Annotated in this window: 14 protein-coding genes; 6 read left to right on the top strand and 8 right to left on the bottom strand. The window is 75.5% G+C overall.

The annotated features are described in order from the left end of the window. Window positions 1-67: 67 nt before the first annotated feature. The gene (locus PKY62_RS01545; protein WP_324534164.1) at window positions 68-766 is read left to right on the top strand and encodes a class I SAM-dependent methyltransferase; all 699 of its coding nucleotides are present in this window, start codon (window positions 68-70) and stop codon (window positions 764-766) included. Between the two features lie 43 nt (window positions 767-809). After that, window positions 810-1,709, top strand: coding sequence for a DMT family transporter (locus PKY62_RS01540; protein WP_324534162.1), 900 nt, complete (start codon window positions 810-812; stop codon window positions 1,707-1,709). Window positions 1,710-1,758: 49 nt separating this feature from the next. Here the strand turns inward: PKY62_RS01540 and PKY62_RS01535 are convergent, their stop codons facing one another. Next, window positions 1,759-1,956 (bottom strand): hypothetical protein, encoded by a 198-nt coding sequence (locus tag PKY62_RS01535; RefSeq protein WP_324534160.1) that lies wholly within the window; start codon window positions 1,954-1,956, stop codon window positions 1,759-1,761. 121 nt (window positions 1,957-2,077) lie between these two features. Between PKY62_RS01535 and PKY62_RS01530 the strand changes: the two genes are divergently transcribed. Then, window positions 2,078-2,545 carry an RpiB/LacA/LacB family sugar-phosphate isomerase gene (locus tag PKY62_RS01530; protein ID WP_324534158.1) on the top strand — a complete coding sequence of 156 codons (468 nt, stop codon included), beginning with the start codon at window positions 2,078-2,080 and terminating at the stop codon, window positions 2,543-2,545. 79 nt (window positions 2,546-2,624) lie between these two features. On the opposite strand, the gene PKY62_RS01525 is transcribed toward PKY62_RS01530, so the two are convergent. Further along, a complete protein-coding gene (locus PKY62_RS01525) occupies window positions 2,625-3,878 on the bottom strand; it encodes a cation:proton antiporter (RefSeq protein WP_324534156.1) in 1,254 nt (417 codons plus the stop codon). A gap of 169 nt (window positions 3,879-4,047) precedes the next feature. Between PKY62_RS01525 and PKY62_RS01520 the strand changes: the two genes are divergently transcribed. Then, window positions 4,048-4,458 carry a Rieske (2Fe-2S) protein gene (locus PKY62_RS01520; RefSeq protein ID WP_324534154.1) on the top strand — a complete coding sequence of 137 codons (411 nt, stop codon included), beginning with the start codon at window positions 4,048-4,050 and terminating at the stop codon, window positions 4,456-4,458. On the opposite strand, the gene PKY62_RS01515 is transcribed toward PKY62_RS01520, so the two are convergent. Then, window positions 4,459-4,905 (bottom strand): hypothetical protein, encoded by a 447-nt coding sequence (locus PKY62_RS01515; protein WP_324534152.1) that lies wholly within the window; start codon window positions 4,903-4,905, stop codon window positions 4,459-4,461. 206 nt (window positions 4,906-5,111) lie between these two features. Here PKY62_RS01515 and PKY62_RS01510 point away from each other — a divergent pair, with 206 nt between their 5' ends. Then, window positions 5,112-5,603: a septum formation family protein gene (locus tag PKY62_RS01510; protein ID WP_324534150.1), complete on the top strand. Its 492-nt coding sequence runs from the start codon at window positions 5,112-5,114 to the stop codon at window positions 5,601-5,603. On the opposite strand, the gene trmB is transcribed toward PKY62_RS01510, so the two are convergent. The 3 genes from trmB to PKY62_RS01495 are packed head-to-tail and all read right to left on the bottom strand — an operon-like array spanning window position 5,584 to window position 7,725. Beyond that, window positions 5,584-6,366, bottom strand: coding sequence for a tRNA (guanosine(46)-N7)-methyltransferase TrmB (trmB, locus tag PKY62_RS01505; RefSeq protein ID WP_324534148.1), 783 nt, complete (start codon window positions 6,364-6,366; stop codon window positions 5,584-5,586). The two genes, PKY62_RS01510 and trmB, sit on opposite strands and share 20 nt — an antisense overlap. Then, window positions 6,363-7,328, bottom strand: coding sequence for an alpha/beta hydrolase (locus PKY62_RS01500; RefSeq protein ID WP_324534146.1), 966 nt, complete (start codon window positions 7,326-7,328; stop codon window positions 6,363-6,365). The genes trmB and PKY62_RS01500 overlap by 4 nt, the downstream gene beginning before the upstream one ends. Window position 7,329: 1 nt before the next feature. Further along, window positions 7,330-7,725 (bottom strand): universal stress protein, encoded by a 396-nt coding sequence (locus PKY62_RS01495; protein ID WP_502875766.1) that lies wholly within the window; start codon window positions 7,723-7,725, stop codon window positions 7,330-7,332. 241 nt (window positions 7,726-7,966) lie between these two features. Here PKY62_RS01495 and clpB point away from each other — a divergent pair, with 241 nt between their 5' ends. After that, window positions 7,967-10,582 carry an ATP-dependent chaperone ClpB gene (gene clpB / locus PKY62_RS01490; protein WP_324534142.1) on the top strand — a complete coding sequence of 872 codons (2,616 nt, stop codon included), beginning with the start codon at window positions 7,967-7,969 and terminating at the stop codon, window positions 10,580-10,582. Window positions 10,583-10,680: 98 nt separating this feature from the next. On the opposite strand, the gene PKY62_RS01485 is transcribed toward clpB, so the two are convergent. Both PKY62_RS01485 and PKY62_RS01480 read right to left on the bottom strand, forming a co-directional pair. Next, the gene (locus tag PKY62_RS01485; RefSeq protein WP_324534139.1) at window positions 10,681-11,289 is read right to left on the bottom strand and encodes a septum formation family protein; all 609 of its coding nucleotides are present in this window, start codon (window positions 11,287-11,289) and stop codon (window positions 10,681-10,683) included. Further along, entirely contained in the window at window positions 11,286-12,098 is an 813-nt protein-coding gene (locus PKY62_RS01480) for an exodeoxyribonuclease III (protein ID WP_324534136.1), read from the bottom strand. The genes PKY62_RS01485 and PKY62_RS01480 overlap by 4 nt, the downstream gene beginning before the upstream one ends. Window positions 12,099-12,391 lie beyond the last annotated feature (293 nt).

The raw sequence follows: 12,391 nt of genomic DNA, 5'->3' as shown, positions 1-12,391 counted from the left end.
GGTATCACGCGCACCATCCGCCGCCAGGACGGACCGCGATCGGTCCGGCCGGGGGAGACTGCTGACCATGACCGACGCCCACGACGAGTCCCCCGGCGTGCCGGCCGACGACGACGCTCCGCAGCACGCCGCGCGGGCCCATGACCACGCCGGCCCGCCGGCGCACACCGCGGCGGAGTGGGACCAGCGCTACGCGAGCGAGGAGCGCCTGTGGAGCGGCCGGCCCAACGGGGCCCTCGTCGCCGAGGTGGCCGGCCTCGCGCCCGGCCGGGTGCTCGACGTCGGCTGCGGGGAGGGCGGCGACGCGGTGTGGCTCGCCCGCCAGGGCTGGGACGTGACGGCCCTGGACGTGTCCGCCGTCGCGCTCGAGCGCACGGCGCGGCACGCGCGCGAGGCCGGCGTCGAGGTGCGGTGCGTGCACGCCGGCATCGTCGAGGCGGGGCTGCCCGACGGCGCGTTCGACCTCGTCTCCGTGCAGTACCCGGCGCTGCCCCGCACGCCGACCCTCGACGCCGAGCGGGCACTCCTCGCCGCGGTGGCCGTCGGCGGGACGCTGCTCGTGGTGCACCACGCCGAGGTCGACATGGAGCAGGCCGGGGCCGGCGGCTTCGACCCCGCCGACTACGTGGGCCACGCCGGCGTCGTCGGGGCGCTCGGCGAGGGTTGGCTCGTCGAGGTCGACGAGCAGCGACCGCGCGACGTGCCGGCGGGTCGTGGCGGGCACCACGTCCGCGACGACGTGCTGCGCGCCCGCCGGCTGGCGTAGCCGGCGACCCCGGCGCGCCGCCGGACCTGGGAGACTCGCGGCCGTGCCCCGGTCCACCAACGCCGCCGTCGTGAGCGTGCTGCTCGGCGCCGTGCTGTTCGGCACGGCGGGCACGGCCCAGGCGCTGGGCCCGGCGGGCACGACGCCGATCGGCGTGGGCACCGTGCGGCTGCTCGTCGGCGGGCTGGGCCTGCTCCTCGTGCTGCCCCTGCTGGGCCACCGCCGCGTCGAGGCGCTGCGCGCCGCCCGCTCGCCGTGGGTGATCGCCTCCGTGATCGGCACCGCGAGCTACCAGCTGTGCTTCTTCGCCGGGGTCGAGCGCGCGGGCGTGGCGCTGGGGACTCTCGTCGCCGTCGGGTCGGCGCCGCTGTTCGCGGGGCTGCTCGGCTGGGCGACCGGCCATCCTCCGACGCGGGCGTGGGGCGTCGCCACGGCGGTGTGCCTGCTCGGGCTGACCCTGCTCTCGGCGCAGGGCCTCACGGGCGGCGAGCCCGCCGGGGTCGCGCTGGCCCTCGGTGCGGGGCTCGCGGTCGCCGCCTACACGGTCGCGGTCAAGCGGGCGTTCGACGCGGGTGGCCGGCCGGGTCCCGTCCTCACGGCGTCGTTCCTGCTCGGCGGCCTCGTGCTGCTGCCGGTCCTGGCGACGCAGCCGCTCGCCTGGATCGCCGCGCCGCGTGGCGTCGCGCTCGCCGTCTACCTCGGCCTGGCGACGATGACCGTGGCGAACGTGCTGCACGCGCGCGGGCTGGCGCGCCTCGCGCCGGGTCCGGTGGCCACGCTCATGCTCGTCGAACCGCTGGTCGCGACGGTCCTCGGCGTCGTGGTGCTCGGCGAGCGCCTCACGGCGCCGGCCGGTGCCGGGCTGCTCCTGGTGCTCGGCGGCCTCCTGCTGCTCGGTGCCTCCGTGCGACGCTCGGACCCGGAGCCCGTCGTCCCGCTGTGAGGGCCGGCGGATCCGGGCGTCGACCCGGCAGCGCCGCCCTCGGCCAGCGTCAGGCCGCGGGGTGCAGGTGGGACCCGCGCGCGAGGTCGTCGGCGACCGGGGCGAACCGCGGTACCACGACGACCGGGGCGAACTCCGGGGCCGGGCCGCCCACGAAGCACCGGCACGGCCCGTCGAGGTGCACGAACCCCGTCGACGGGCGCGCGGCGCAGGGCACCAGGGCCAGCTCGAGCGTCGTCGTCCTCATACCTGGAGAGAGCCGCCACGGGCCCGCCGATGACGCGGTTCCGGCGCTACTGTGACGACGAGTCCGGCAGCGTCGGCCGCCCCGGCCGGGAGCGCTGACCGGCGGTGCGAAGGAGCCTCGCATGCGCATCGCGCTGGCCAGCGACCACGCCGGCCTCGGCCTCAAGCTGGAGATCGCGGCGCTGCTGCGGGCCGACGGTCACGAGGTCGAGGACTTCGGCACGGACACCACGGAGCCGGCCGACCTGCCCGACCACGTGCTGCCCGCGAGCCTCGCGGTGGCGCAGGGCCGCGCCGATCGCGGGATCTTCGTCGACGGCGTCGGCTACGGCAGCGCCATGATCGCCAACAAGGTGCACGGCGTGTTCGCCGCGGTGTGCCAGGACCCGTTCTGCGCCGGGCTGGCGCGCTCGCACTCCGACACCAACGTCCTGTGCCTCGGCGGCAAGATCATCGGCTCGGCGCTCGCGCTGGAGATCGTGCGCGTGTGGATGAGCACGGACTGGCTGGGCGCGGTCGAGGAGAAGTACGCCCGTCGGGTCGCGAAGGTCGTCGCGATCGACGACGCGCACACGGTCCCGCTCGCCTGACCCGGCACCCTGCCGGCCGGCGGGCCCGCTCGCCGGCCCGGGCCGCCCCCCCGGGCCGCCCGCCCCCTGGGCGCCCGGCTCAGAGCGCCCCGGGACGCGCGGCGGGCGAGTGCCCGGCGGCGGCCCGCCCGAGCAGTCGGTTCGCGACCAGCGGCAGCACGAGCACCGAGACCATCCCGGCCCCCACCAGCGCTGCGGCGACGCTAGCCGGTAGGCCGCCGGACCGCATCCCGATGGTCGTGATGACCACGACGAGCGGCAGTGCCGTCGCGCCGTACAGCCCGAGGGCCGCGCGCTCACCGGACGGCAGGTCCCGACGGGCGACGAGCCACACCGGCACCCCGCGCACGAGCAGGAAGAGCGCGAGGAACAGGGGCACGAGCAGCAGCAGCCGCGGCTCGGCGAGCAGCGAGCGCAGGTCGAACCGCATCCCGCTGACGACGAAGAAGATCGGGATGAGCAGGCCGAACCCGATCCCCTCGAGCCGGTGCACGGTGGCCCGCCGCACCGTCTCGTCCGCGCCGGCCGCGAGGAACGCGCGCGCGACCAGCCCGGCCGTGAACGCCCCGAGGAGCACGTCCAGGCCCAGGGAGCCCGCGAGCCACACCATCACGAGGACCATGAGCATCATGAGCAGCACCACGAGCTGCCCGCTGGTGTGCAGGGTCCGGGCGATGAGCGTGAGCAGCCGCGGCGGCGTGGGGCGTTGCGCCACGACGAGCAGCGCCACGGAGAGCGCCGCGAAGACGAGCAGGGCCGTCGCCGTCCGCGTGGGCGCCTGACCCGACAGCAGCAGGGCGATCGCGAGGATCGGCCCGAACTCGCCGACGGCGCCGACGGCCAGCACGTGGGTGCCGAAGCGGGACTCAAGCACCCCCGCGTCCTGCACGATCGGCAGGATGGTGCCCAGCGCCGTCGTCGTGAGCGCCAGGCCGATGACCAGACCGGTGAGCGCGGTGCCCTCGCCGGTCAGCCCGACGACCCCGGTGCCGACGAGCAGGCCGACGGCGAGCGCCACGCCCCATGCCGTCACGGCGCCCCGCAGGGGCCTCCCGCGCACCCTGGCAGGCTCGATCTCGTAGCCGGCGAGGAAGAGCAGCATCGCCAGGCCCAGCTCGCTGAAGGCCGCCACCACCTCGTCCTCGCGTGCCAGCCCGAGCACGGCGGGGCCCACGACGACGCCCCCGACGAGCTGGAGGACGACGGCGGGCACGGGCAGGCGCGCGGGCATCCGGTCCGAGACCAGCACGGCGACGACGGCGACGGCGAGGCAGATCGCCAGGGTGCCCGCGGACGTCAGCCCACCGGTGTCGGGCGTGGCCTGCAGGAGCATCCGCGGTCCCTCCCGGTCGCCACCGGGGTGGTCCGCGACCCCGGTTGCGGGCAGCCTAGTGCGGGCCGGCACGCCGGGGTCGCGGCGGCCGGATGATTCGCACCGTCATGGGTGTTGACGTGGTGTCCGGGGTGGGCCCGGTCGCAGCCGAGACCCTCGGGAGCACTCGATGACCGTCACCCGCCGCACCTTCCTGGCCGGGACGGCGGCCGCAGCCGGCGTCGGGACCCTCGCGGCCTGCGCACCGGCCGGCTCCGGCACCGCCGCGTCCGCCAGCCCCGGCAGCCCGATCGTCGCGCTCGCCGACGTCCCCGTGGGCGGGGCGGTCGCCGCGACGACGGCGGGCGGGGCCGAGATCTTCGTGGCCCAGCCGCAGGAGGGCACCGTCGTCGCGTTCAGCGCTGTGTGCACGCATCAGGGCTGCACGGTGCAGCTGGACGAGGCGACGGTGCGGCTGGTCTGCCCGTGCCACGACTCGGTGTTCGACCTCACGACCGGAGAGAACCTCAGCGGCCCGGCGCCGCGGCCGCTCCCTGGCGTCGCCGTGACGGTCGCCGACGGCCAGGTGGTCGAGGCGTAGTCAGCCGGCCTCGGCCACCCGCGGGATGCGGGAGAACGGCGCGCGCCGCTCGGGGGCCAGCAGCTCGGCGACGTCGTTGTCCTCGGCCAGCGCCTCCCGCGCCGCCGCCAGCCTGCCCTCCGCGGACCGTGCGCGGGTCTCCGCGTCCGCGCGCACGGCGATCTCCTCGGTGAGCTCCGTGCTCAGGGTGGACACGAGGGCGGTGAGCCGGGCGACGTCGGCGTCGCGCCGGGTCACGAGTGCGGCGAGCTCGTCCGCCCGTGCGGCGGCACCCTGGAGCTCGGCCAGCTGCGTCGTGACGCCTGAGGCGTCCAGCGCGCTGATGAGCGTCTCGACGCGGGTGAAGCGCTCGGCCTCGCGCAGGTCCTCCCAGCGGCCCGCGCGGAGCAGCTCGTACCGCGCGTGCTCCACGGCCCGAGCCATCGACTCCGGTGTCAGGGTGCTCATGCTCGCAGGGTAGGCACGGCAGGGTGCCGGGCGGCGGGTCGCGGGACGCATTCACCCGCCCGGCCGCCGGGTTTCACCCGCCGCGACGCCGCCGGGCGGCACGCGGGCGCGCCCGGCTTCCCTGGGTGCGTCGCCGACCCCTAGCCTGTGCGCGGGGGCCGGGAGCGCTCCCGTCCACACGGAGCAGTACCAGCCGAGGAGAGGCCATGCGCCGCACCCGTCCCACGACCATCGCCGCGCTCGCCGCCCTCACCGTGGCCGGCACGCTGCTCGCGGGCTGCGGCGCCGACCAGCCGGAGCGGGACGAGGAGTCCGGCCAGATCACCGAGGCCTCGGACAGCGACGTCTTCGCCCTGCAGGTCGGTGACTGCCTCGACTCCGCCGCGCTCGGCGACGTCGTCGAGACCGTCCCCGTCATCCCGTGCGCCGAGGCGCACGACTCCGAGGTCTACGCGGCCAAGGACCTCCCGGCGGGTGACTACCCGGGCGAGGAGGAGATCTCCACCCTCGCCGACGACTACTGCTACAGCGAGTTCGAGGGCTTCGTGCGGCTGTCCTACGAGGAGTCCGCGCTGGCCTACCTGCCGATGTACCCGCTCCAGGAGGGCTGGGAGCAGCTCGACGACCGCGAGCTGCTGTGCCTCGTCGTGGATCTCGACGGCGGCGTGACCGGCACCCTCAAGGGTGCGGCGCGCTGACGCGCTGCGTCACCACGTCGTAGACCTGGTGCCCCAGGGCCAGGCCGCGGCGCTCGAACTTCGTCACCGGACGGTGCGCGGGGCGCGGGGCGAACCCGGCATGGGGGTTGTCGAGCTCGGGGTCGGTGGCGAGCACCGCGAGCATCTCGTGCGCGTACGGGGCCCAGTCCGTCGCGCAGTGCAGCGTCCCGCCGGGCACCAGCCGGGAGCGCAGCAGCGCGACGTGCGCGGGGGCGATGATCCGGCGCTTGTGGTGCTTGGGCTTGGGCCACGGGTCGGGGAAGAAGACGTGCACCGCGTCGAGGGACGACGGCGCGATGCGGCGCACGAGGTCGAGCGCGTCGCCATGGGCCAGCCGGACCGTCGTCAGCCCGCGCCGCTCGACGAGCGTGAGCAGGTGCGCGAGCCCCGGCAGGTGCGCCTCGACCGCGAGGTAGTCGCGGTCCGGGTCCGCCGCCGCCATCGCCGCGACGGCCTCGCCCATCCCGGAGCCGATCTCCAGCACGACGGGGGCTGCGCGGCCGAACAGGGCGACGGTGTCCAGGGTGCCGTCCGCCCGTGCCGGGCCGGTGCCGGAGGCGTCGTCGTGCACCGAGAAGCCGTAGACCGGCCACAGGCGCTCCAGGGCGTCGGTGCGGGCCGGGCCGAGCGCGCTGCGGCGCGGGTGGAACGTGCGCACCGGGCCGTGCGCGACGTCGCGCGGGTGCTCGAACCGGGCGTTGGCGCGTGCGCTCGCCGACGGCTCGGGTGCTGCCGAGGTCATCCGGCTGCGCCGGGCACGCGCTCGGCGACCCACGCGGCGACGGCGTCGAGGTAGGCCGTGCGCGCGGGCTCGGGCGACAGGACGAGGTCGTGCACCCCGCCGGGCACCTGGACCACGGTGACGTCCGGGCCGAGGCGCGGCGCGCCGGCGAGGATGTGCCGGACGTCGAGCACGCTGTCGGTGCGGTCCAGCGCGTCGTGCCAGCGGTCGGCCGGTCCGCTCGCGTCCGACGCGCAGACCAGCACCGGGACGTCGATCGCCAGGCCGCGGGCCAGCGCCCGGTGCCCGCGTCGGATGGCGCGGAACCAGCCGGCGCGCACCCCGAACCCGGCGTCGGGCTTCCACCCCAGGTCATAGCTCCAGCCACCGCCGGCCGGGCTGTGCAGCCACTCCCCGTAGTGCCGCCCGGTCTGGCCGACGACGGTCAGGGGCGCGACCCGGCCGAGCACGTCCACCGCCCGGGTGGTGACCACGCGGTCCACCCACGGCCGGTTGAGGTCGAACCACGGGCTGTTGAGCACGGCGGCGTCGACCACCGCCCCGGTCGCGCGGCCCGCCCGGGCGTCGAGCCACAGCGCGCCGACGAGCCCGCCGGTCGAGTGGGCGTTGAGCACCACGACCTCGTACCCGGCCTCGCGCAGCAGGCGCACGGCGGCGTCGAGCTCCTCGGCGTAGGTGGCCAGGGCCGCGACGTCGTTGGGCACCTGGTGGTCGAGCAGGGAGCGGCCGTGGCCGCGCAGGTCCAGGGCGTAGAAGTCGAAGCCCCTGGCGTCCCAGAAGTCGCCGAGGTGGCGCTGGAAGAAGTAGTCGACGTACCCGTGCAGGTAGAGCACGGCGCGCGCGCGGGGCGGGCCGGCGTGGTCCCTGCGCACCAGGGTGGCCACGACCTCGCCGCGCGCGTCCGGGCGCAGGGTCAGCGTCCGGGCCGACCAGCCGTCACCGAGGACGTCGGGCCGCCACACGTCAGCGGGCCGCCTTGACCGCGATGACCGGGCACCGGGCCTCGAGCAGGATGCGCTGGGAGTTGCTGCCGAGCAGCAGCTTGCCCACCGGGCTGCGGTGCCGCACGCCGATGACGATGCCGCGGACGTGGTGCTCCTGCGACAGGTCGAGGATCTCGTCTGCCGCGTCCTTGCCCCGCACCAGCTGGCGCAGCGTGTAGCGCAGGCCCTCGGCGTCGAGCCGGGCCTGGACCGCCGCGACCTCGGTGTCGGTGGCAAAGGTCTCGTCCGGCGGGTCGCTCTGGGCGGAGACGTTGACGACGAGCAGCTCGTCGCCGTGGTTGTGGGCCTCGCCGATGGCGTGCTCGAGTGCGGCCTCGCCCTCGGGGGTGGGCGTGTAGCCGACGATGATCATCAAGGTGGCGGGTCTCCCTCGGTCGTGCGGGGTCGCGGTCGGGCCCCGACCCGATCATGCCAGCGCGGGGCGTCCGTGCCGAGGGGTCGGGCGCGTGACGTCACCGCGGATCCGCGCCGCACCGGTCTCGCGACCGGGTCGGAGGACGCCTCGCGTCGAAGAGTTGAGCGGAATAGACTCAAGTTTACGGACGTTCCGCCGATGACCAGCACGGACACCCTCGAACCGCGGAGGCAGCACCCCCATGGACGCGAAGTTCACGACGAAGTCGCAGGAGGCCCTCACGGCGGCCTTGCAGGCCGCGACCGCCGCCGGGAACCCCCAGCTGGAGCCGGTGCACGTGCTCGAGGCGCTGCTCGCCCAGCCGGGTGGCATGCACATCGGGCTGCTGGACGCCGTCGGCGTCGACCGCGCGGACCTGGCGCGCCGGCTCGCGACCGCGCGCGCCACGCTGCCCGCCGCGTCGGGCGGCTCGGTCAACCAGCCATCGGTCTCGCGCGCCATGAGCGCCGTCATCACCGCGGCGGGGGCCGAGGCCCAGGCGCTCGGCGACGACTTCGTGTCCACCGAGCACCTGCTGCTCGGGATCGCCGCGGGCTCGTCGCCCGCTGCGCAGGCGCTGCAGTCCGCCGGCGGGACGCGGGACGCGCTCGCGGCGGTGCTGCCGACGGTGCGCGGGGGCTCGAGGGTCAGCTCGCCGGACCCCGAGGGCACGTACCAGGCGCTGGAGAAGTACGGCGTCGACCTCACCGCCGCGGCGCGCGAGGGCCGGCTGGACCCGGTGATCGGCCGCGACAGCGAGATCCGCCGCGTGGTGCAGGTGCTGTCCCGGCGGACCAAGAACAACCCCGTGCTCATCGGCGAGCCGGGCGTCGGCAAGACGGCCGTCGTCGAGGGCCTGGCCCAGCGCATCGTCGACGGCGACGTGCCCGAGTCCTTGCGCGGCAAGCGGCTCATCGCCCTGGACCTCGCCTCGATGGTGGCCGGCGCCAAGTACCGCGGCGAGTTCGAGGAGCGGCTCAAGGCCGTGCTCGAGGAGATCAAGGCGTCCGACGGCCAGGTGGTCACGTTCCTCGACGAGCTGCACACCGTGGTGGGCGCCGGGGCGGCGGAGGGCTCGATGGACGCGGGCAACATGCTCAAGCCGATGCTCGCGCGCGGCGAGCTGCGCCTCGTGGGCGCCACGACCCTCGACGAGTTCCGCGAGCGGATCGAGAAGGACCCTGCGCTCGAGCGGCGCTTCCAGCAGGTGTTCGTCGGCGAGCCGAGCGTCGCGGACACCGTCGCGATCCTGCGCGGGATCGCCGGCAAGTACGAGGCGCACCACAAGGTGACGATCTCCGACGCCGCGCTGGTCGCCGCCGCCACGCTGTCCGACCGGTACATCACCGGCCGCCAGCTGCCGGACAAGGCGATCGACCTCGTCGACGAGGCCGCGTCGCGCCTGCGGATGGAGCTGGACTCCTCGCCGGTGGAGATCGACGCGCTCCAGCGTGCCGTCCGGCGCCTCGAGATGGAGGAGACCTACCTTGCCTCCGCGGACGACGACGCCTCGCACGAGCGGCTGGACAAGCTGCGCGCCGAGCTCGCCGACCGCCGCGAGCAGCTCGCCGGCCTGACGGTGCGCTGGGAGTCGGAGAAGGCCGGCTCCAACCGGCTGGGTGACCTGCGCGTGCGCCTGGACGAGCTCCGGACGACCTTCGACCGCGCCGCGCGCGAGGGGGACTACGAGACCGCCGGCCGCCTGCAGAACGGCGAGATCCCCGCCGTCGAGCGCGAGATCGCCGCCGCGGAGGCGGCCCTGGACGAGCGTGACGTGCCCGAGGGCGCCGAGGGGCCGGCCGTGCCCCCGATGATCGCCGAGAAGGTCGGTCCGGACGAGATCGCCGAGGTGGTCTCGGCGTGGACCGGCATCCCCACCGGGCGGCTGCTCGAGGGGGAGACCGCCAAGCTGCTGCGGATGGAGGAGGTGCTCGCCGCGCGGCTCATCGGGCAGCGCCCGGCGGTCGAGGCCGTCTCGGACGCCGTCCGGCGCTCGAGGGCCGGCGTCTCGGACCCCGACCGGCCCACGGGCTCGTTCCTCTTCCTCGGCCCCACGGGGGTGGGCAAGACCGAGCTCGCGAAGTCGCTCGCGGACTTCCTGTTCGACGACGAGCGCGCCATGGTGCGCATCGACATGTCCGAGTACGGCGAGAAGCACTCGGTCGCGCGCCTCGTCGGGGCGCCTCCCGGGTACATCGGCTACGAGGAGGGCGGCCAGCTCACCGAGGCGGTGCGGCGGCGCCCGTACGCGGTGATCCTGCTCGACGAGATCGAGAAGGCCCACCCCGAGGTGTTCGACATCCTGCTCCAGGTGCTCGACGACGGGCGGCTCACCGACGGCCAGGGCCGCACGGTCGACTTCCGCAACGTCATCCTCGTGCTGACGTCCAACCTGGGCTCGCAGTTCCTCGTGGACCCGCTCCTGTCGCCGGCGGACAAGCGCTCCGCGGTGATGGACGCGGTGCACCGGGCCTTCAAGCCGGAGTTCCTCAACCGGCTGGACGACGTCGTGCTCTTCGACCCGCTGAGCCTGGACGAGCTGGGCCAGATCGTCGAGATCCAGGTCGCGCGGCTGGCCGAGCGCCTCACCGAGCGGCGGCTGACCCTCGAGGTGAGCCCGGCGGCGCGCGAGTGGCTGGCGATCGAGGGCTTCGACCCCGCCTACGGCGCCCGGCCGCTGCGCCGCCTGGTGCAGCGCGAGATCGGCGACCGGCTGGCGAAGCTGCTGCTGTCCGGTCAGGTGTCCGACGGCGCGACGGTCCAGGTGGACGTCAACGCCGACGCCGATGCGGGCGGCCTGGTGCTCTGGGCCGCCTGAGCGCCTCCCCGATGGCGCGGTCCGGCCGGGTTCCGGGACCCTGACGCCCGGGGCCCGACCAGAACCGCGCGCGGTTCTGGTCGGGGTGGGGGCGCGGGTCAGCCGGCGTCGGGCTGCCAGGCCAGGCAGACGCCGTCGCGGTCGCCCTGGCCCCAGCCGCGCTCGGTGGGGGTCCAGACGACGGGTCGCAGGCCCGCGGCGAGCTGGGCGTTGTCCATCTCGCACCACGCGCCCACCCGCTGCTCGACCTCGTCCGTGCCCGGCCAGGCGCCGTCGGGCAGCGTCAGCACCCCGACCACCTCGGCCTCGTGCGCCGAGCTGCACGGCACCACCTCGACGCGGGACACCGAGCCGTCTGCCGGCAGCGCTGTGAGGCAGTGCCCGGCGTCCAGGCGGCCGACGTGGGCCGTGGTCGGGCCGTCGACGGCGCCCAGCGGCTGCAGGTCGCGCAGGAAGATCGCGCCGAGCACGAGCGCGGTGGTGACGCCCGCGACGCCGAGGCCGCCGAGCACACCCAGCGCGATCCACAGGCCCCTGCGGCTGCGCCGGGGCGCGGGCTGGGTCACGGGGGCGCTCCACCCGGGCGCGTAGTACGGCTGGTCCGGGTAGTAGGCGCCCTGCCCCGGTGCGTGCCCCGGTGCGTGCCCCGGCGACCCCGGGCCGGGCCCGGGAGCGCCCTGCCTCGGGGGCGGCGGGGGGAGGCTCACGCGGGGTCCTCGGCGAGGTCGACGACCACGGGTACATGGTCGGAGGCGCCCTTGCCCTTGCGCTCCTCGCGGTCGATGCTCACGTCGGTCACCCGGGCGGTCAGCGCCGGGGACGTGTAGGCGAAGTCGATCCGCAGGCCCTTGTTCTTGGGGAACGCCAGCTGCTGGTAGTCCCAGTAGGTGTACCTGCCCTCCTGCGGCAGGTGCACGCGGGAGACCTCGGTGAAGCCGGTGTCCGCGAACGCGGCGAACGCCGCGCGCTCGGCCGGCGTGACGTGGGTCTGGCCCTCGAACGCCGTGACGTCCCACACGTCGGTGTCCAGCGGGATGACGTTCCAGTCACCCACCAGCGCCACCTGGGCCCGCGGGTCGCCGACCTCCGGGTCGATCCAGCGCGCGGCGGCGGTGCGCAGCCGGGCCAGCCACTCGAGCTTGTAGGCGTAGTGGGGGTTGTCCGGCGCGCGGCCGTGGGGCACGTACAGGCTCCACACGCGCACGCCGCCGCACGTCGCGCCGATCGCCCTGGCCTCGACCACGGGGTCCGGGTCCCCGAAGGTGGGCTGGTCCGGGAACCCGATCTCCACGTCGGCGATGCCGACGCGCGAGACGAGGGCCACGCCGTTCCACTGGCTCAGCCCCACGTGCGCGACCTCGTAACCGGCGGCCTCGAACGCGGCGTACGGGAACTGCGCGTCGGTGCACTTCGTCTCCTGGAGCGCGAGCACGTCCGTGCCGGTGCGCTCGAGCCAGGCGACGGCCCGGTCCGCGCGGGCCCGGACCGAGTTGATGTTCCACGTGGCGATCCGCATGGGGGCACGCTACCGCCGCCGGTGCGGAGCGTCCGTCCCTCGTGCGGAGCGTTCCTGCGTTGAGCGGAGCGTCCCGCCGTTGGGCGGAGCGTCCCGGCCTCCTGCGGAGCGTCCCGGTGCTGCATGCGGAGCCTTGCCTCGTCCTGCGGAGGGTTCGTGCCTGATGCGGAGCGATCGGTCACGACACGCCCGCGTGTCTCGACCAGAACGCTCCGCGCTGGGAGGGGGTGGTGGGTACTCGGGACCGGGGGCGGTTCGCCACCGCGTTGAGGCGACCCTGCAGGGTCCGCACC

Origin of the sequence: Actinotalea sp. (assembly GCF_035443605.1) — a bacterium.
Lineage (GTDB): Bacteria > Actinomycetota > Actinomycetes > Actinomycetales > Cellulomonadaceae > Actinotalea.
Note: the sequence above shows the minus strand (reverse complement) of the source record. Positions and strands in the feature narration are given on the sequence as shown.